Source organism: Flammeovirga yaeyamensis (genome assembly GCF_018736045.1).
Classification (GTDB): domain Bacteria; phylum Bacteroidota; class Bacteroidia; order Cytophagales; family Flammeovirgaceae; genus Flammeovirga; species Flammeovirga yaeyamensis.
On record NZ_CP076132.1, the window covers coordinates 4,511,340 to 4,531,996 of the forward strand.

14 protein-coding genes are annotated in these 20,657 nt (G+C 34.0%); 5 read left to right on the forward strand and 9 right to left on the reverse strand.

Going from position 1 to position 20,657, the window contains the following annotated elements; genetic code table 11:
• Window positions 1–88: 88 nt before the first annotated feature.
• Entirely contained in the window at window positions 89–2,992 is a 2,904-nt protein-coding gene (locus KMW28_RS17840) for a DEAD/DEAH box helicase (RefSeq protein WP_169662976.1), read from the reverse strand.
• A 379-nt stretch (window positions 2,993–3,371) separates the two neighbouring features.
• On the opposite strand from KMW28_RS17840, the gene KMW28_RS17845 reads away from it, so the two are divergent.
• The 5 genes from KMW28_RS17845 to KMW28_RS17865 all read left to right on the forward strand — a co-directional run bounded on the left by KMW28_RS17845 (window position 3,372) and on the right by KMW28_RS17865 (window position 9,775).
• The gene (locus tag KMW28_RS17845) at window positions 3,372–3,938 is read left to right on the forward strand and encodes a DUF4230 domain-containing protein (RefSeq protein WP_066212252.1); all 567 of its coding nucleotides are present in this window, start codon (window positions 3,372–3,374) and stop codon (window positions 3,936–3,938) included.
• 235 nt (window positions 3,939–4,173) lie between these two features.
• Window positions 4,174–7,701: a SpoIIE family protein phosphatase gene (locus KMW28_RS17850; protein ID WP_066212251.1), complete on the forward strand. Its 3,528-nt coding sequence runs from the start codon at window positions 4,174–4,176 to the stop codon at window positions 7,699–7,701.
• 103 nt (window positions 7,702–7,804) lie between these two features.
• On the forward strand, window positions 7,805–8,296 hold the full coding sequence (locus KMW28_RS17855) for a hypothetical protein (protein ID WP_169662977.1): 492 nt from the start codon (window positions 7,805–7,807) through the stop codon (window positions 8,294–8,296).
• An 87-nt stretch (window positions 8,297–8,383) separates the two neighbouring features.
• Window positions 8,384–9,316, forward strand: coding sequence for a hypothetical protein (locus KMW28_RS17860; RefSeq protein ID WP_169662978.1), 933 nt, complete (start codon window positions 8,384–8,386; stop codon window positions 9,314–9,316).
• A gap of 231 nt (window positions 9,317–9,547) precedes the next feature.
• Window positions 9,548–9,775, forward strand: a complete 228-nt coding sequence (locus KMW28_RS17865; RefSeq protein WP_066212243.1) for a hypothetical protein — start codon at window positions 9,548–9,550, stop codon at window positions 9,773–9,775.
• 100 nt (window positions 9,776–9,875) lie between these two features.
• Here the strand turns inward: KMW28_RS17865 and KMW28_RS17870 are convergent, their stop codons facing one another.
• The 8 genes from KMW28_RS17870 to lpxD all read right to left on the reverse strand — a co-directional run bounded on the left by KMW28_RS17870 (window position 9,876) and on the right by lpxD (window position 20,641).
• Window positions 9,876–12,053, reverse strand: coding sequence for a L,D-transpeptidase (locus KMW28_RS17870; protein WP_169662979.1), 2,178 nt, complete (start codon window positions 12,051–12,053; stop codon window positions 9,876–9,878).
• Between the two features lie 173 nt (window positions 12,054–12,226).
• Window positions 12,227–14,431, reverse strand: coding sequence for a cation:dicarboxylate symporter family transporter (locus tag KMW28_RS17875; protein WP_169662980.1), 2,205 nt, complete (start codon window positions 14,429–14,431; stop codon window positions 12,227–12,229).
• Window positions 14,432–14,679: 248 nt separating this feature from the next.
• Window positions 14,680–15,924 carry a dicarboxylate/amino acid:cation symporter gene (locus KMW28_RS17880; RefSeq protein WP_169662981.1) on the reverse strand — a complete coding sequence of 415 codons (1,245 nt, stop codon included), beginning with the start codon at window positions 15,922–15,924 and terminating at the stop codon, window positions 14,680–14,682.
• Between the two features lie 137 nt (window positions 15,925–16,061).
• The gene (locus KMW28_RS17885) at window positions 16,062–16,469 is read right to left on the reverse strand and encodes a hypothetical protein (RefSeq protein WP_169662982.1); all 408 of its coding nucleotides are present in this window, start codon (window positions 16,467–16,469) and stop codon (window positions 16,062–16,064) included.
• A gap of 82 nt (window positions 16,470–16,551) precedes the next feature.
• On the reverse strand, window positions 16,552–17,169 hold the full coding sequence (locus tag KMW28_RS17890; protein WP_169662983.1) for an ABC transporter ATP-binding protein: 618 nt from the start codon (window positions 17,167–17,169) through the stop codon (window positions 16,552–16,554).
• Window positions 17,170–17,234: 65 nt separating this feature from the next.
• The gene (gene lpxA, locus KMW28_RS17895; protein WP_066212235.1) at window positions 17,235–18,029 is read right to left on the reverse strand and encodes an acyl-ACP--UDP-N-acetylglucosamine O-acyltransferase; all 795 of its coding nucleotides are present in this window, start codon (window positions 18,027–18,029) and stop codon (window positions 17,235–17,237) included.
• A gap of 87 nt (window positions 18,030–18,116) precedes the next feature.
• Window positions 18,117–19,517, reverse strand: coding sequence for a bifunctional UDP-3-O-[3-hydroxymyristoyl] N-acetylglucosamine deacetylase/3-hydroxyacyl-ACP dehydratase (locus KMW28_RS17900; protein WP_066212234.1), 1,401 nt, complete (start codon window positions 19,515–19,517; stop codon window positions 18,117–18,119).
• A gap of 80 nt (window positions 19,518–19,597) precedes the next feature.
• Window positions 19,598–20,641 carry a UDP-3-O-(3-hydroxymyristoyl)glucosamine N-acyltransferase gene (lpxD, locus tag KMW28_RS17905; RefSeq protein WP_066212233.1) on the reverse strand — a complete coding sequence of 348 codons (1,044 nt, stop codon included), beginning with the start codon at window positions 20,639–20,641 and terminating at the stop codon, window positions 19,598–19,600.
• Between the last annotated feature and the right edge of the window lie 16 nt (window positions 20,642–20,657).

Here is a 20,657-nt window from a genome sequence, read left to right on the forward strand (position 1 = left end):
GAAATGTTGAACTAACGCTCGTTCACATTTTACAATATTAATTTAACCATTGTGTCAAACTCACTAAATACGTTTCTCATTTTATTTCCTAAGACAGTAGTGTCTTAATATCATCCTTACTCAACTTCTTCATAAAGCTTTCTTCTGTTGTAATCAAAGTATCTGCTAATTCCTTTTTGCTTTGCTGAAGTGCCAAGATCTTCTCTTCCACTGTACCCCTTGTAATAAATTTATAGACAAACACTTTATTTTCCTGCCCAATTCGGTGTGCTCTATCTATGGCTTGTGCCTCGATTGCAGGGTTCCACCAAGGATCTAAAATAAATACATAATCAGCCGCAGTAAGGTTTAATCCTAGTCCACCAGCTTTTAATGAAATAAGGAAAATTTGAATGTCTTTGTTATTCTGGAAATCGTTTACTTCCTTTTTACGGTCTTTTGTTCCTCCGTCCAAGTAGGCATACTTCATTCCATTATCATCCAACTCTTTTTTGAAAATAGACAAGTGTTTAACAAACTGACTAAATACTAATATTTTATGTCCTTCTGCTACGGCATTATTCAGTGATCGAATCACCTCATCAAATTTACCAGCTGAGTCTTCGTATTTTTCTTCCACCAATTTAGGGTGATTGGCCAACTGTCTCAATTCTGTCAAGCCTTTTAAAAGCATGAATTGTGAACCTTTCACTCCTGTTGATTCTATATGTTCTAAAATATCGTTTCTGTAAGAAGATTTTACCTCTTCGTACTTCTTCTTTTGCTCTGCAGTCATATCGATATACATCACTTTCTCTACCTTTTCTGGTAATTCTGATGCCACCTGTGACTTATGCCTTCTCATAATAAAAGGCTTGATCAAACGATATAATTTATTGTATTTTTCTTCGTCCTTTCTTCTTTCAATTGGCGTCAAGAACTCTTTTTTAAAGAAATTCTGACTACCCAATAAACCTACATTGGCAAAATTCATTTGCGACCACAAATCCATTGTTGTGTTCTCAATAGGGGTACCTGTCAATAGTAATCGCTTTCTACTTTTTAACTGATTGACAGCTTTGGTCACAATCGATGTTGGGTTTTTGATCGTTTGTGCTTCATCTAGAATAATATAATTGAAGTAATATTCAGATAAAATCTCGGCATCAATTCTTGCTGTACCATAAGAAGTGATAACGATATCATAATGACCAAATTTTTCTGGATTCTTTACTCTATTCGTTCCTGTATAGTTCAGGATTTTCATCTTTGGAGTAAATTTCTTCGCCTCCATTTCCCAGTTGTATACCAATGAAGTCGGCATAATCAGAAGAGATGTTCCATTATGAGAAACTCTTTCAAATTCTAAGACGCTTAAAGTTTGAACCGTCTTACCTAGACCCATATCATCTGCAAGACACCCCCCAAAATTATACTCAGATAAGAATCTCATCCAATTGTACCCTGCCTTTTGATAAGGACGTAATTTTCCTTTGAACGATCTAGGTACTTTATAATCTTCAATTTTATCGAAGTCGCTTAAACGTTCAAGTTTTCTATCGAAGCTCACTTTAGCCAGCGAACCTTCTTGTAAATCTTGTACTAAAGCAAGGTGATGTTTCTGTAATCTTGGGGATTCATGATCAAGGAAATAAAAGAGTTCTTGATACTGAGTAAACCACTCATTAGGAATGATGGCAATTTCTCCGTTTGGTAATTCGAATTCATGTCTTCCTGAAACAATCAATTTTCTGATCGTTTGGAAAGGAATTTCGAATTCCCCAAATACTACTTTTGTTTTTATATCGAACCAATCTCTATCTTCAGTCACTTCGAGGTTAATCTTTGATTCTCCTACAAAGTATTTTTTTCCTTCTTCTAGGGATTGTGTGACTTTAATATTGAAATCAGCTAATGTATTCGAATGCTTTGACAACCACGAAAAGGCATCGTTTTTAGGAAGAACCACCCTACCCTTATCAATACCGTCTAATTGCATATTACCTACTGTTTGAAGAATAGACTCTTCAAATCGAGTATCTCTCCATGTTTTGGTAAATGTAAATTCGTCGTCTTCATAAAGCATTGTTACTTTACTTCTCTTACCAAATGTAGAAGCATCAACAACAACACCGTTATAATCAAACTGCATTAATAATTCTACTTCTGATGGAAGAACAACGTTCTCGTCTTCTGACTCAATTATTAATTCAGTTACCTTAAGTTTTGCTTTTACTTCTTCATTTCTATTCACAATAGAGAAACCACTTGCCCACACTTTGTAGTCTTCTATTAAGTGAGAAATAAACTTCTCATAATAACTTTTCTCCATTTTCTGAGGAACAGCAATGAAGTTTTTGTATAAAAATGGTTTGATTTTTTTACCGTCGACACCACCTTTAAAAGTAAAAAGCTTTCCTTCGAGTAAAAGCCAAGCCGGAGTATTTGATAATAACACCGCATTTTTATATTGAAACTCAACCTTTTCACCATCATAAAACATGAATGGTCGGTAGTTCGTATTTTCTTGTTCTTTATTTCTCCAGAATCTGAATTCTATTTCAGCTTTTTCCTTTTGAACCCGAATCGTTTTATAGGTAGGATTACCATCTTTCCCCATTTCGAAAACCATTTTATTATGCAGTTTTTCTAAGATTTTCGAACGCTGTTTCTCCACAAAAGCGTTAATCTTTTTTTGCAATAACTCATCTCCTTTTTGCTCATCAAAAACAGTCAAAAAGAATACGTCTGGTTTCATTCTCTTTTTATTACCAAAACGGTTGGCAATGGCATCGGGCTGAATTTCATCCATTAAAGCAATAAGCTCAAAATCTGTATCGTCTAAGCGTTGTTTAAATTCATGAGCATTTCTTGAGGAAATATTCTGATGCTGAAGGGTTAGTTTATTTTCCTTATTTAATTGTATAACAAAGGACTCAAAAAGATATCCTAAGAATTGATGTTGAAATAATGAATATACTAACTGAAATGGAAGTTGTGTGGAGACTTTCATTTAATTTAAAAATGGTAATTTATTCTATTAAAGTTTAAGCAACTCTAATCAAAGCACAACATTTTTTATGTGCACTTTTTTGCATTATTAAATCATCAAAACTAATAGATTTCGGAATAACTTCAAATACATCAGAAAAAAACTAGTGATTATTGATAATTATCATAGAGATATCTATTTGCAATGTTATTATTTCTAAAAAATCAGAGAGTTATGTTAGAAAGTAACAATTAATTGCAAACAATTGTCATTCAACAAATTGATTGTTTAGGTATATCCAATTTTCGAATGTAATTTTGAATGAAATTAATTCGCTAATAAGTACAAATTTATGTCCTCAAAGATTCATACAATACTTCTTTCCTCAATTGCTATATTAATGTCATTCTATATTCTATTTGACATCTACAAGGATAATTACTCTGAGGAAAAAAATGATCATCAACTTATCGTTGAAGAATTGGAAGGTTTAGGTCGCTTAGAACTCTACAAGGCACATGTTAGAGATGTAGCTGAGTATTCGGAAGATAACGAATACCTTGAGGATATTCCTATAGCCAATGAATTCTTTAAATCTAAAATTCTTGCAGTTATTGGAGGTGAGATTGTGGCTTATATCAATCTGAATGAAATCAAAAAAGACGATATTCACTTAATAGATTCTACTGTTGTTATTGATCTTCCTATACTTCATATTGATGGTAGAATAAACCCAAAAGAAGTAAAAATATATTCTTCTGAACATGCTGGCCCCGATGCAATGAACAAGCTTTATATAGAAGCAGAAAAGAAATTAAAAGTAACTGGGCAAGAAATGCAGTTAGAAGCTAGGGCAAAAGACAACGCAAAACAATATTTGGCACCTATATTGAGTAAGATAAGTGGTAACAAAAACATTAAAATCAACTTTAAGGATAGCGTTCATTTAAATTATATGCGCAAATAAGACTACTAATGACAAATCAGCTTGCATCGTTTTTTATTTTTTTGCCTTAAAGCTTACAATTCACGTTTTTTTTACACTAAAAGCTACTCCTTAGCGTTAGTAATTTGATTATTCTTGTAAATAATTGTATTATAATCTTGTTCTTTGAGGTCTATTCTTCTCAGAATTTAGATAAACCGCTAATTAATAGCATTTTTTGATCCTTTTTTTGACTTGTTCAACGCAGAGTATTGCCATGAAAAAGTACTACAACATCATAAATTACTTTACTTCTTTCTTATTACTTTCAGTTGTTATTGGAATAAGTAACCCTATATCAGCTCAAAATATTTTAAGTACTCACTACTCTAAAGATGATGGCTTAAAAGCTGATTATATCAAAAATATTGCAAAAGACTCCATTGGTTACCTTTGGATAGCAAGTGATAATGGCCTTATTCGTTACGATGGTAGCGAATTCCTTTCATTAGGAACTAAAAAATTAGAAAGCCAATACATCAAACAGGTATTCCAGAAAAAAGACGGTTCTCTTTATGCAATTTCGAATAAAGAGATTGTCCAAATCTATAGTAAACCGAATGGGGTATATTGGAACTTCCTTTTAAAAATGGAATCGGAAGAACAAGTACCTGGCAAACTTCATTATGGTAAATTACTTTACGAAGACAGAGACAATGTATTATGGGCTGCTGATAACAACCAAATATTCCGTCAAAATGAAAACAATAAGTTTGAAGTAAAATTAACCGATTTTACACTTCCTGCTGAAAATGAAAACCGTTCATTCCAATTAGTGGAAAATGCAAACGGTGACTTATACGCTTTTCACTATTCTGGTCATGTTTACAGATTTGATGTAGAAAAAGACAAATTTGTTCTAGTATCAAAAAAGGTTGGAAAGTTAAAAAATATACAACATGCAATTTGGTACACAGAATCTGCTTTTTTAGTTGCAGATAGCGATAGAGGCGTATCCTTAGTAGACGTTACTAACGATAAAGTCAAAGTAGATCAGATCGGTAGACAGTTTGATGCTTCATTTATTCAAGAAATTGGTACCGATCAGTACTTGGTGACCGGGTTTGTTAGTGGTATGTATCGTTTGGAGACCACTTTTAAAGGTTTCAAACTCTTCCGTGATCCAGAATTAGGTGTTTACAATGGTAACACTATTTACTATAATGACCTTGATATTTGGTTAGCAAAGGACAATGGTATTTCCCTATTCCAACAATTGCCATTTAATGTTTTCGCGAACAACTTAAGTACATCATATATACAACACATCAGTGGAGATGACGATAACATTTACTTCTCTGATGGTAATAATTTTTTCAACGGTACTATAAATACGTTAAACCAATTTACACTCAACCATAAGATCACTACAGGAAATGGTAACTCATTCCTAAGAATTCTACCAACAAAAGAAGGTGTTTATACTTCTGATGCCAATGGTATTATTCAGCTTTGGAGAAATGGTAAAGAGGTAAAGAAAATTGATATGTCTAATGTTGGTGGTGCTATTTATATCTTAGAGCAAGATAAAGATGGTTACCTATGGACTTGTCAAGATGGTGTTGTTGGTGCCATCAAAATTGGAAAAGACAACAAGCCAATTATCTATGGTATTGAAAACGGTATTAGTAGTAGACCTATCGTTATAAAAATTGACGATAAAGGAGAAATTTTTGTAGGTGGTACAGCTAAAGATGGTCTAATTTATCAATATGATAAAAGAAACGACATCTTTAAAAACCTGACTCCAGAGATTAAATTTAGGATAGACAACAACATCCAAACAAATGATATTGCGACCCTAAGTACTGGAGAAATAATTCTTGCTACTTCTTATGGTACCTTATTATTAAAAGACGAAAAGTTTAAGCGTCTTAACTTTGGTGATTATACTTCTGTAACAAATAACGCATTAGGAATTGACCCTAGTGAAAAACAACTGTGGGTGGCGACGTCAAATGAATTGATTCGTTATAACTTTGAAGTTGAAGAATATTTGATCTATAACAATAAAGATGGTCTTCCTGATGCCAACTTCAATATTAGAGGTTTGTTCATTGATGCTTATGGTCGATTATTTATATCAACTACAAGAGGTATTGGTTTTGCCCCTAACCTTCAGGTATTAAAAGAAACTCCAAGACCAATTGTTAAAAAGATATCTGCAGGAGGTGATGATATCCCTCTAAATAAAAGCTTAGAAGTTCCATCGGATAGTTATTTACGTTTGGATTATCATATTTCTGTTTATCCTACTGAAAACGTAGTTTTCCAAAGACGTATTCTTGGATACCCAGGAAAAGACGAATGGATGAACTTTGATAAAGAAAAAGAAGGATTACTAATCTCCGAATTGGAATCCGGAACATATACATTAGAAATTAGAGGTCGTAAAACTGGTAACTTCTCTTGGTCAAGACCTTTATCTCAACGTTTCTCTGTTTACACTCCATTCTATAAACAATGGTGGAGTTATTTGATCTATTTAGGAGTAACCATTTTTGTTATTGTCGTTACTATCCAAATTAACCGTTACAGATCAAGACGAGAGCAAAGAAGACTAGAGGAACAAGTAAATATTCGTACGAAAGAGGTGGAAATGCAATCTAACGAGCTTTCTGAGAAAAACTACGAATTAGAAAAAGCATTTAACCGTTTAAAAAGATCCGAAGCCATTCTAAACCACAACACCAAGGAACTAGAACGAGCGAAAAAGGATGCAGAAAAAGCGGCAAGTAAACTGAAAGATCAAAACAATCAGTTAGAAGAAACAACAAGAACAATTCGTGAACAACATCACGAAATGAAATCCCATAGAGAGCAAATTCTTAGACAAAACGAATTGGTAAAAGAACAAGCCTTACTACTTTCTCAACATAACGAAAAAGTAAAAAGCTCCGTAAACTATGCCCGTAGAATGCAAACAGCCGTATTTGGTCGTCCATCTGACATGGAAGACAAAATGCAAAGTATTGGACCTCACTGGGATGGTTTCGTTTACCTTAAGCCTAGAGATATTGTATCGGGTGATTTCCATTGGTTTGGTGAGAAAAACGAAAATTACATTATCGTAGCATCAGATTGTACGGGTCACGGTGTTCCAGGAGCCTTCATGTCATTAATTGGTAATGACCTTCTAAACCAAATTGTTTATGAAAGAGGTATTCTTGATCCGGGTCGTATTTTGAAATTGATGAATGATATGATTCGTCAAGCCTTGAACCAAGCAGAAAATGATGATTCTCGAGACGGTATGGACATTGCAGTTTGTGTGGTATCTCCTAAACGTAAAACATTAACATTTGCTGGTGCAGGTAGACCTTTATACTATGTCGATAAAACCAATCCATCAGAACTTCAACGCTTAAAAGGTGGTAAGTTTGGTGTCGGTGGTAAGAAGAATCAGAAAAAGGTATACGACTCTTTCTCTTTACCATTAGAGAACATCGAAGTATTCTACATTTGTTCAGATGGATACCAAGATCAATTTGGTGGTCCTAGTGGAAGAAAGCTAATGCAACGTCCATTTAAAGAACTCTTATATAATGTGCATAAAAAAGATATGAACATTCAAAGAGAAGCGATCTCTAAATTTATGGAACAATGGATGAGAGAAGGAAATCAAAGACAAATTGATGACATGCTCGTAATTGGTGTTCGTCCTCACGTTATTGTAGACGAGATAGAGGAAGAACAATTACAAATACAAGATGAATCGAAAATAGAAAGACATACTATTTTCTAAAAAATAAAATACACAACGAACGGGAAGTTAAATGCTTCCCGTTTTTTTATCAGATAAATCTCAAAAGATTACGATTAGTTAATATAAAGTTTAATTTTGCAGTGTGATCAACATAACTAACATAGTTACACAACACACCCATTCATTCAAACAAGCTTTTATCACCATTTTATTCTTTATTGGTGGGTATACAACCACCTTCGCTCAAGAGAATAAAATTTCTTCCATCACCATTTATAAAGTTGAAGACGAAGATTTATTAGATAATGAGTTGGCTCAGGAAAGGGTAATGATCAGTATCTTTAATCAAAATGTAAATGAATCTTGGCGATTCTTTTTTGAAAACAAGAAACTGATGGCATTAGCTTGTGATGAAAAAAAATTAGACTTTATAGAATTACTTCCTTCTAAAAGACAATATTTCTATAATTCAGAACAAAATATCAATGTCTCGTTTAAATTAAAAAATGATGATACATTCGAGATTTTGATCACTAAAAACACCATCCGACTTCAATCTTTTCTATTAAAAATCCCTTCTGAAAAGCTGTTTTTTCTAGATAATTTGAATAAAAAACATATCGAATCTTCATAATTACAATAATTGTTTAAACAAACAATTATTTTTTTGTACATTAGATGTAACTTAATCCTAGTGTTTATTTACACTCTCTTGAACAAAATGAAAATTGTTTATTTCAGATTTTATTCACTTCTCGTTCTATTTTCGATTGTTATCTCCACTCAAACATTAAAAGCACAAGGATGTTCTGACGCAGGTGTCTGTAGTATCGGTCCAATGACCCACAACAATACAATGGCCGATGATGCTTCTAATGGCGAAATTAGAGTTAAACCAACTTATTCTCTTGGAGAGAAACAAACACACATTATTGGACTTCAGTTAGAAGCTGATTATAATGTAAATGATAAAGTTTATTTTCAGTTTGTAATGCCTTATATCGTTTCCACAGGTGATTTAGGTACTGCAGCTGGCTTGGGTGACATTACCCTTTCTTTATCCGTTCCTGTTTATAAAAATGATAATGTGGTGGCAACTGTCTTTGGTGGTACTAAAATACCATTAAACGACGGTAACCTTAGCGATAATGGAAAAGCTCTACCTATGGCTTATCAACCCTCTTTAGGTACTTTTGATGCATTGGCTGGTATTGCAGTCAACGTGAATAAATTTTTATTCTCAGCAGGTTATCAGCATCCGTTAACTCAGAATAATAGTACATATGTTAATCCAAACCAAACTGCTGAATCCAAACTTTTAACGACTAATGGTTACGAACGTATGCCCGATTTAGCTTTACGTGCAGAATATAAAAAGACAGCAGAGAGTAAAGACAAATGGTCATGGAAAGCAGGTTTATTGGGTATTTATCACATTGGAGAAGATTCATATGTAGATCCTGAAACAAATGAACGTATTAACATCGAAAATTCTAGTGGATTAACTTTAAACATCACCGGTGGCATTGTTAAAACATTCGATAAATATACTATTGGTTCTGATTTAGGTTTTCCTGTTATGGCAAGAGAAGCACGTCCTGATGGTTTAACAAGAACTGTTGCCCTAAGTTTCTGGGTAGGATGGAAATTTTAATAAGCTGCCAATACTAATTTAGTTTTTGAAATATAATAATGACCGAACAAACATTCCTGTCAACATTAAATATATGTGACTTGATAATGAATTGTTCGGTCATTTTACTATTTATTCATCTTTGATTTTTAAGTAAATATTAATTAACAAATCAAAGGCAAAAAACTTTTCTTAAGATGTATTTGATTCATCAAAATTGATTAAATTTAAGTATAATCATTTTTGATATCTATGAGTATCGCTAATACAAATCAATACCTATGGGAAGGTGGTTATGAGAGTACAGACACTCACGCAACCACATTTAAGGTTACCCTCATTTACGATGATAACTCTGAAGAGATTTTCTTCGAAAATGCACAACACGATTTAACCGAAGACGACTTTTATGCCTCTAAATTATTAGCAGAAGAAGGAGTTGTCGATTTTTATATAGAACTAGAAGGTGTTTCCGTTTAATAACGAAGCACCTTCTTTTTTTATATAAACCGCATGATTTTTTAAACTTGGAGCCTTTCTAAAACACATTATTTAGAAAGGCTCCCAATCATCTTATTCCCTAATCAGCAAGTGAGATTGCTTGTCCATTTACCGAAGAGGTAATTACATATTGATTAGAAATCCATTTGTATTTAGAATAATACGCCTCTGCCAAACGGTGGATTCCCCATATCATTTCTTCTTTTGGTCTGGAAACGGTAGTGATTTTCATATTCGCCGTATTCTCCGAGCTCCTTGAATACTGAAACAACTTCCATAGACCTATTTCATCCATTAGTTTCAAAGCCCCTTCAGGACCATATTTACTAACTAAGTAATCTTGGAATTCCTGACCTTTAATTGGAAGAAGCTTCCCTGCCTTAATTTCTCTTTCGTACAGTTCTCTTTCTCCCATAGCATAGATATATGCCTGTGCCATTATCGCATCGTAATAATCAATTTCTCCTGCTGGTTGGGTGCCTGGCTCATTATCTCTTAAAAACGTGTAGGCATTGATCCAATTCAAATGTTCCCAATTTTCTAAATTTTCAGGAAACTCTGTCGCCAATGTATCCAAAAGTCCCATATAGTGCATCACTCTCCGTCTTTCATCAGAAATAGATAAAAACTCTATACCACTTATGGAATCATTATCATCTTTAAAGTAAGGGTCAACTATCGTTTGCTCTTCTATATTGACGATGTCAAACATTTCTGCAGTGTCCAGATCATATTTAATGAATGCTCTTGATAAGTCTTCCTGAAGTCTACCTTTAGCATCATCTAATCTTCCTGTAAAATAAGATTTAATCTCTTCATAATCGTACTTCTTAAAGAATGGATGAGTATTACTTGTTTTCAGCATATCCTTGTAATATTCACCTCTAAAGCCAAAGTGCTGTTGAAATGGAATATGACTATAATCTGAAGTATCTTGCATATGCAACCAATATTTCATGGCTGACTCTGGAAATGGTACATTGATACTAATTTTCACATCCGCAGATTGCTTTTCTATTTTAGACATTCTGTAAGCAATCGAATTGGCTAAAGGAGGAAGTATTTTCGTATAAAGCTTATTATTCAGCGTCATAGAATCGAGCATATTCTGTTTTCTAATCACAATACTTTGCTCATTATATACTGATTCCAAATCTGAAGTATCAAACCCTGGTAAATTAACTTTCTTAGGAGGATGTAAAGCGGCTGCATCTAAAAATACAGGCATAGTTTGCTGTTTCTTTACAATCTCTTTGATGATAAATGAATTAAGATTGGACATTCTAACACATCCACCTGAAAGTTCATATCCCAATTGATCTTCTCTATTTGTACCGTGTAGATAGAGTTGTCGTATACCTGAGTTACTATTATCTATAAACGCAAACTCATCTGGATTTTTACGCAAGTATTTGATAGCTTCGAGGTCAACAAATTCAGCCCCAAAATTTTGTCCAATCAAACCAAATTGATTAGAACAGATATATGCCTTTTCAGTCTTAGTTGATTTTCTGTAAATATATAGTGCCTCATTGGTATAAGCTTGTCCTTCTAACTTCCAAAACATTCTTTTAGGAGAAGTTGTCTTTGTTCTTGACTGCCATCCAGGTTGAGAATATTTTTCATAAACAATAAAATAGCCCAATGGAGTTCTTTCAGAATCTTCTTCGAAACCTATACCGTGCCATGCACTTGAAATGGGAAGTTCTATTAATTCACCCGTAGACATATTTACAATATATCCTTTTTGACCTCCAACATTAGACTTTGCAATATTACCAACAAAAGCATATCCAGATCGTATGCCTTTAGTTTGTCTCAAATAAGTAAATGCTTTATTCATTTTTTGATGAATTAAAGCAAAACGTTTAGGATCAGTTTGCTTATTTAACACCTTAAATCCACAATGAGAATTTTCTAACAACATCTGTTGCTGATGTTCTGACATCTTATCAAAATCCTCATAAAGTTCATTCAGGAAATTATCCGTAAGTAAAGCTAAACTCTCTGGCATTTTATCTCTTGCTTCCTGTAATTCCTGCATTGCAGGAGAAGAGTAAATTTTAGCCATCACTTCTTCAGACTCACTAGAACGTGATGCAACGAAAACATCATGACCAGTTAACGCTTTCCAATTAAAATCTTCCCCATTAAAATGATCCAAACTACTCAGTTCATTTGGCTGTTGATGAGGAGCACAAGAAAATAAAAATAAGAGAACATAACTTATTACAATGGAGCGCTTTTTCTGATACATGAGACTTTAAGTTTATATCACGAAGTTATCTGAATAGGTTAAAAAATGAATTTCAATATACTAAATATTCTTAGTTATAAAACGGGAATTTGTTCAAAAATATTACTCATTATAGGTCAAAAAAAAGATTGTACTTTTAAGTGAAGCACAATCTTTATATTTAGTTTGATGAATTAATCCACCCAATGAAGTACGTCTTTGATCACACTCCAATGTTCTTTCCTTCTTAACTGATCATCACCTAAGATCCAATAATCATAGAAACGATCGATAGTACCGTCTCTTTTATTTACCTCAATCCAGTTAGAAACAAAGCTTGTCATGGCCTCATCATTATTTCCTATTGGATAAGCTAATGGCAATGTTATTTTATAAGGTAAAGGATTAGCTATTTGATATTCTGGATGAAGTAATGTTAAAGCTGCACCTCTTTCAGCACTTGTCAGTAATCCATCTAAAGCAGGAATACTATCCTCAATATCATAAAAGAACTGATTGACGGAATCTAACCTCACCCCTGTCGCATTAGGGAAGTATTTGATAAACTTATCGGCTACATCTTTTCTTTCGAAATAACCGATTCTGAAGGAATCTAATGCCGCTGTTGTTTCAAACTGTTTGAAATGATCATCCTGATCTTTAACTACCAACGCCATGGTAACATCAAGATATGGATTAGAAAACGATAACTCTGCAGAGTATTGTGTGGACATAAATATATCTGACATAACGATATCAAAATGATCGTTTTTAAGCTCCACTGGCATATGTCCAACAGTTATTGGTACAAATTCTAGTTCAACTTCCAAAGCAGATCCTAACTCGTGAGCCATATCAATACCGAAACCAACTAACTCTCCTTCTTCATTAAAATAACTGAATGGGATTTCGTCTTCATAAAAACCAACTCTGATTTTCCCTCTTCTTTTCACTCTATCCAAAACACTTTCATTTTCTAAAAGCGGATCTGGATTAGGTGTCGACTTTTCTATTACTGTAAAAGGTACCAACTTATGAATAAGTTGCATATTGGAGATCACTTTATCGTTCTGATAAGCATCTTTTAAAGAATACCCTAAGAAAATACGAAGTGGTATTAAAGTCACAAAAAATAAACCTACAGTAGTGGTAAGTCCAAAAACTATTTTTCTCTTTTTTACTTTAAAAAATCCATAAGTTGAAGATAGTGTTAAAATAGTGAGTGTAATTAAATGCATTGCGCCTAATACTACTCTAACTCTATCTGTGAATACCGTAGATACCACAAATAATTGGAACATATCTTTAGGTATCTTGAGTAGATCTAGCATAAAAGGAATACCGGTTACAGGGGCTACAAAACTACTTAATAGAGTTGCTCCCATAAACATAGGGTAATCTTTTAAGGATATACCACTTCCTATGAACCATGAAGCAAATGGAACGAAGACGAAAATACATAAAGTACCCAAGTTCGGGAATGGGTATGCTAATGGCATTAAAATATCTATACCTGCGTTATTCTCTTCAGAATTTAAATCGTATTCCTCAAAAAGCTCTTTGATGTCTTCGATAAGCTGAGGTAAAACAACAATGATTTTACCTGTCGCAAAAATGGTAATTAATGTAGCCTTGGTGTACTTGAAAATATCCTTATACTTAAATGGTGTACAAGCAGAAATTAGCATTGGTAACACCCAAAAACACATGATTACTACAGCAACAATATAGGTAAGCAAATAGGCTTGCATTTTACCGAGTTCATCCAATGTCATGGTACCCGCAGTACTTGCTGCTATGGCAAAAACACCTGCCGGAGTAAGCTTTACTACTAATTTATTTACTTGGTTTAGTGCTTTATTGAAAGCATCTAAACTATGTAATAACATATCCTTGTCTTTTCCTTTGATCTGCATCACTCCAATACCTACTAGAATACTGAATAGTACTACTGCAGGAACTTTACTTGATGATAAAGAGAAAAAAGGATTAGCAGGAATGTATAATTCTAAAAAATCCAATTCTGGGGCTGGTGCTACAAAACTTGAGCTAAAGAAGTTCGCTGACTTCCATTCTGGAAAGGCTAAAGGTAAAATCATGACTACCGTTAAACCAATAGCCAACAAAATTGAGAGGAAACGAATTCCTTGTATAATAAGCTTTCTACCATCATCTAACGATAATCTACCAATATTAACGATGAGAGAGAAAACAATATACGGTAATACCGTCATTTGAAGCAACCCGATGAAGGCATCTCCAACAATTGCTAAATGCTTACAATATTCTCCAAAAAATAAACCTGTTGCTATTCCAATAAATAAACCAATGAGGATTTTAGTGGATAACGTCATTGGCTTTTTCTCACCTTCTTTGTTTGGGGATGTAGATTTCGACATATAATTGACAAGTAGATTATTAGTTGATCCCTCAATTTAGTAGTTCTAATGTAAATTGTTTCAAACTAAATCGAATTATCTTATAAAGAATTCGGGATATAGATCAAAAAGTATCATCTATTAAATAGTATTTAATAAAATAAGGGTGTCGAAATAATTTATCGACACCCTTACCATAAATGTTCATCAATTTATTAGGCTTTAAATATGCAATTGATAAACTAAACTTATGTTGTAATACTACTTATTTATGCTGCTTTTGTATTTACTTCTTTGATGTCATCTGTAGATGAATCTAAATTTTCCATAATTACAGCACAAGATGCATCCCCTGTGATATTTACAGCCGTTCTGAACATGTCAAATATTCTGTCTACACCAAAAATTAAAGGAAGAGCTTCAACAGGAATATTTACAGCCATTAAAACCGCAACAGAAAGTAATGTTGGGCCTGGTACTCCAGCTGTACCTACTGCTCCTAAAACAGAAACGATAGCAATGGCTATGTATTCACTAAAGCCTAATTCCATACCATATAACTGTGCAAAAAATATGGCAACCATAGGATTAAAAACAGCATTTCCTGCCATATTCACCGTTGCACCTAATGGAAGTACAAATGAAGAAATAGATTTCTTTACTCCCATATTTTCACATGCCTTGTAATTTAATGGCAATGTAGCCAAAGAGGAGGCAGACGATACCGCAAATACTTGTGGCGTCATCATCTCTTTGAAGAACTTAATTGCTGATACTTTACTTAACCATTGTACCAATAACCCAAAAACAGGGAAAGTCACAATCAGCAAAGCAAGCATGTAAAGTATAAATAACTGTCCAATACTTGACAAGACATCGAAACCAAAGGTTCCTACAGCATCAGCCATTAAAGCCAATACACCAAAAGGAGCAATCCACATTACTTTGATGATCATCCAAGTAAGAACATCATTCACTCCTTCTATAAATTTAGTCACTAAATCTCTTTTTTCATTAGGTAGCTTACCAACTCCTACACCAAAGAATAAAGCAAAAACAATAATAGGTAAAACCTCACCTTTACTAAGGGAAAAGAAAGGGTTGGCTGGAATGGCTCCAAGTAATGTATCCCAAAAGCCAGCAACATCTCCTCTATCTTTTAAAGAGGCATCTGTAATACCTTGCGCTAGATTAGAGATATCCAATCCAGCTCCTGGCTCGAATATCATTGGAAATAATATACCAAAGAACACTGCTATAAATGAGGTAACCCCAAAATAGACAAATGTTAAAGTACCAATTTTACCTGCATTTTTAGATTGTCCCAATGCTTGTGCTCCCATAATAATTGAAAAAAACACCAATGGAATCACTAGCATGGATAGTAGTTTTATAAAGATCTGACCTATTGGTGCTATGACAGATACGTCTTCACCGAAAACGTACCCCAAAGCTGCCCCTAAAATCATCGCGATCAAAATGGCAATACCTAGGTCGATTTTAAAGAATTTCATATATGTAGTTAATATGTGATTATAATGAGTTGCAAAGTTAATGTATATATCCTCAAAAAAAAGGCATAAAAAAAACCCCATCACTTAAAGTAATAGGGTCTTATTTCAATAAGGTCATTCCTTACAGTCAAAACTTATTATTGCTTGTTGAAGACGTAAGTATAGTTTCTTTCTGTACCTTTTGGTCTTGCAGACGAAGTGTCATCTGTTTTGATTAAAGTAATTGTTGCAGCAGAAGTAGAGCTACTTACACTACCTTCAGTCCAAAGAGAATTGAAAGTTTCATAAGTGTGATCACCATCTGTTAATGCTGGCATTAAAGTAGTTTCTCCAATACCAGATAAAGTTACTTTGTCAGAATGTAACACCATAGTAATAGTTACTGACGGAGCAGTTTCACCTTCAGGATACGTAATACTTGCAGAAGTATAAGTAGTTGAAGTTGGAGCCGGATCAGGATCATCATTGCCACCACAGCTAGATACTGATACCATTAAACCAATTAGTGAAATTACCAATAGTGCGTTTTTCCAAATGTTTTTCATTACAATTTTTTTTTAAGTTTTAGAATGTAATAGAGACAATTGAAATAAGGAGACCGACTGATAGCAAATATACTAAATCATATCAGAATTTATAACTTTCTATAGAAATTATTTCATTACATATCTCATATTCATACTTTTGATTACTGCAGATAATCAATAGTTTATTCTGTTTTACTTTCTCTAACCAATTTTGATACCATTTGATATTATTGGCGTCTAAATTGGACGTAGGCTCATCTAAAAGTAAAATTTCACCCTCTGTAAAGAAGGCTAGTGCTAGTTTTAACTTCTGTTTCATCCCCGATGAAAAGTCCTGTACTTGCTTATATTTCGACTTTTCAAATCCCAGAATATCAATAATTTCTTTTTTCGTTTTTGTTCCTTTCTTTAAGGAAAAATGAAAATCAAGATGCTCTTCTAAAGTAAATTCTTCTATTAATTCTGTGTAAGGACCTGCAATTGAAAGTACTTTCCAAATATCATCTACTGCAATCTTTTTCCCTTTTTGGTCATAATAATTGATTTGACCTTTTGAGGGATCATTAATCCCTGCCAAAATCCTTAGAAAAGTAGACTTACCACTACCATTCCCTCCAGTGATAGCGTAAATTTTGTCTTGAACAAAAGAATAATTGATATCTCTAAATATCCATTCTCTTGCAAATCGTTTTCCTAAACTTGATAATTCTATTTTCATCTTATAAAAAACAAAACCATCTTTCCTTTAATAGAAAAGATGGTTTCAATATAAACATATAAATGTTAGTATCCTTTGATGATGCCTCTCTCAGAGTTTTTAAGGAACTCTAGAATTGAATCTCTTTCTTCCGAAGAAACAAACTCCTCTTCCATTGTTCTAGTTGCTTCTGCAATAGTAAATCCTCTTGTGTAGATTAAGCGGTACATTTCATGAATTTCTTGTAAAGATTCACTCTCATACCCTCTTCTTCTAAGACCTACCGAGTTAATACCACAATAGCTTAGCGGCTCTCTTGCTGCTTTTACAAATGGAGGAACATCTTTTCTTACTAAAGAACCACCAGCAATAAATGCATGGGCCCCTATTTTCACAAATTGATGAACAGCTGCAGTTCCAGCAATGATTACATGATCAGCAATCTCGACGTGGCCTGCGATCTGTGTAGAGTTAGATAAAATACAATTATCTCCCATGATTACATCATGAGCGATATGAACGTAAGCCATCAACATACAATTGCTACCTACAACTGTTTTCATTTTATCTGTAGTACCTCTACTCACAGTCACACATTCTCTTAAAACCGTGTTATCGCCAATATAGGTAAGTGTTTGTTCTCCTTTAAATTTCAAGTCCTGAGGAATACCAGAAATACATGCACCTGGAAAAACTTTTACATTTTTTCCGATACGTGCTCCGTCCATAATTACCGCATTAGGACCAATCCATGTTCCTTCACCAATTTCTACATCCCCTTGGATAGTGGCAAAAGGTTCTACGATCACCCCTTCTGCAATTTTTGCATCAGGATGGATATTGGTCATCGGATATTTCTCAGCGTAAGGATTTTTCGACATCGTTTATATCTAGATCAGTGACTCCATCAAATAAATTGAAGGAAGGATGGGTAGATTGTAAATCAATCTACTCATCCTTTAATATTTTTAAGCGTTATTATCTTTTTTTACTAAAGATGCTGTCATAATTGCTTCTGTAACCAGTTTATCACCCACATAAGCTTGACCTTTCATCTTTGCGATACCTCTACGAATAGGCATCAATAATTCACATTTGATAACCAATGTATCTCCTGGAACTACCATTCTTCTGAACTTACACTCTTCTACACCAACAAAGTAAGTCCAGTAATTTGCAGGATTATCCACAGAGTTCAATACTAGAATTCCTCCTGTTTGTCCCATTGCTTCAATTTGAAGTACACCCGGCATAACTGGGTTGCTTGGGAAATGTCCCATAAAGAATTCCTCGTTGATCGTTACATTTTTCACACCAATAACATACTTATCAGTAATCTCTGTAATCTTATCAACTAATCTAAATGGATACCTGTGTGGTAGTAACTCCTCAATTTGATTAATATCATATATTGGAGCTTGAAGAGGATCGTAAGTAGGTACATTTTTACGAGCTGATTTCAACATCAAACTCTTTAATTTTCTAGCGAAAGCTACGTTGGCAGCGTGACCTGGACGAGCCGCTAAAATTTGACCTTTAATTGGTCTACCTACTAATGCTAAATCACCTACCATGTCTAACAATTTATGACGTGCAGGTTCATTAGGGTGACGTAACTCTACGTTATTCAAAATACCTTCTTCAGCAACTTCTACTGATGGCAATTCAAACAACTCAGCTAAATCGTCTAAAGTTTCTTGATTTACTACTTGATCAACAACAACAATGGCATTATTAAAGTTACCACCTTTAATAAGGTTGGCTTTTCTTAATGCCTCTACTTCATGTAAGAAACAGAAAGTTCTTGATGATGCAATTTCTGCAGCAAAATCTTCTATATTATTTAAAGCAGCATGCTGAGACCCAAGTACTGGAGAGTTATAATCTACCATTACAGTTAAACGGTAATCGTTTAATGGTAATGCAGCAATTTCTACTTTTCTATCATCTTCCTTATAGAATACTCCTTCTGGAACTTCAAAGAAGTTACGCAAGCTTTGTTGCTCTTCTAAGCCTACTTCCATTAAAGCTTCTACAAATTTAATAGAACTTCCTTCCATAATTGGTGGTTCTGGACCATCAATTTGGATCAAAACATTATCAATTTGTAATCCAACTAGAGCTGCTAAAACGTGCTCAACAGTATTTACTCTTGCTCCATCTTGTTCAATTGTAGTTCCGCGAGAAACATCTACTACATTGTCTACATCACAATCCACTGTTGGCTGACCTTCGATGTCAACTCTTTGAAATTTGTAACCGTGATTTTCTTCCGCAGGTAAAAATACCATTTTACTAATGGCTCCTGTATGAATACCAACACCTTCTACGGTCACTGGCTCTTTAATTGTATGCTGTTTTGTATACATCATTCAATAGGTTTAGCAACTTAAAATTGCTGAACTACTTGGTTTATTCTATTCTAATTAAGTCGGTAAAAGTTACCAGACTACAAACTTAATACTTTTTTTTCAAGATCTCTTACAATTCTTTGCAACTCAGGTAGCTTCCTATACACTGCAAAAGATTTTAAGTGCTCTATAGATGGTATTGCAGGAGAACCCATAATTCTTGTTCCAGCTTGCTCCACACCTTGAGCTAATCCTGATTGTGCTGCAATCATTGTACGATCTGCAACTTTAATATGGCCAGATACACCTACTTGACCACCTACCATACAGTTTTCTCCAATCTCACTTGATCCAGAAACACCTGTTTGTGAAGCAATCACAGTATTTGAACCAATTACTACATTGTGAGCAATTTGAATAAGGTTATCTAGTTTCACTCCCTTTTTCAAAACTGTAGATCCCATTGTAGCTCTATCTACCACTGTATTCGCTCCAACATCAACATTATCTTCTAAAATAACATTACCAATTTGAGGAATAGTTTTATAAGTACCATCTTTTTGAGGTGCGAAACCAAAGCCATCAGAACCAATTACTGCTCCGGCTTGTAGGGTACAGTTGTTACCCAATTTAGAACCATGGCAAACTTTTACCCCTGCATATAAGACGCAGTTATCGCCAATCTCTACACCTTCTCCAATAAATACTTGTGGGTGAATCTTAGCATTTTTACCAATTTTCACACCTTTAGATATATAAGTAAAAGCCCCAACATAAGCTGTCGCTTTATCCATTTCAACAGATTCGTCTATAAAAGCAGGTTGTTCAATACCTACCTTTGCTAAACTCAACATTCTTTGGTACTCTGTTAATAAATCAGTAAATCCTGCATAAGCATCTTCCACTACAATCATTGCACATGGCACTTCCTGTTTTGGAACAAAAGATTTACTTACAATAACCGCACTCACTTTAGTTGAATAAATAAATTCTTCGTATTTCATATTGGCTAAAAACGAGATGGCTCCTTCATCACCTTCTTGAATTTTAGCAATTGTAGAAACTTTTGCATTTGCATCCCCTCCAACTACTTCACCCTGAAGTAGCATTGCAATCTGCTGTACAGTAATTTCTAATTTCATAATGCGGTATTGCCTC

Coding starts and splice junctions, on each gene's coding strand:
- KMW28_RS17885 (WP_169662982.1), bottom strand. CDS start 16,469: ATGAAAAACATTTGGAAAAACGCACTATTGGTAATTTCACTAATTGGT.
- KMW28_RS17860 (WP_169662978.1), top strand. CDS start 8,384: ATGAAAATTGTTTATTTCAGATTTTATTCACTTCTCGTTCTATTTTCG.
- lpxD (WP_066212233.1), bottom strand. CDS start 20,641: ATGAAATTAGAAATTACTGTACAGCAGATTGCAATGCTACTTCAGGGT.
- lpxA (WP_066212235.1), bottom strand. CDS start 18,029: ATGTCGAAAAATCCTTACGCTGAGAAATATCCGATGACCAATATCCAT.
- KMW28_RS17850 (WP_066212251.1), top strand. CDS start 4,174: ATGAAAAAGTACTACAACATCATAAATTACTTTACTTCTTTCTTATTA.
- KMW28_RS17845 (WP_066212252.1), top strand. CDS start 3,372: ATGTCATTCTATATTCTATTTGACATCTACAAGGATAATTACTCTGAG.
- KMW28_RS17865 (WP_066212243.1), top strand. CDS start 9,548: ATGAGTATCGCTAATACAAATCAATACCTATGGGAAGGTGGTTATGAG.
- KMW28_RS17880 (WP_169662981.1), bottom strand. CDS start 15,924: ATGAAATTCTTTAAAATCGACCTAGGTATTGCCATTTTGATCGCGATG.
- KMW28_RS17875 (WP_169662980.1), bottom strand. CDS start 14,431: ATGTCGAAATCTACATCCCCAAACAAAGAAGGTGAGAAAAAGCCAATG.
- KMW28_RS17900 (WP_066212234.1), bottom strand. CDS start 19,517: ATGTATACAAAACAGCATACAATTAAAGAGCCAGTGACCGTAGAAGGT.
- KMW28_RS17840 (WP_169662976.1), bottom strand. CDS start 2,992: ATGAAAGTCTCCACACAACTTCCATTTCAGTTAGTATATTCATTATTT.
- KMW28_RS17890 (WP_169662983.1), bottom strand. CDS start 17,169: ATGAAAATAGAATTATCAAGTTTAGGAAAACGATTTGCAAGAGAATGG.
- KMW28_RS17870 (WP_169662979.1), bottom strand. CDS start 12,053: ATGTATCAGAAAAAGCGCTCCATTGTAATAAGTTATGTTCTCTTATTT.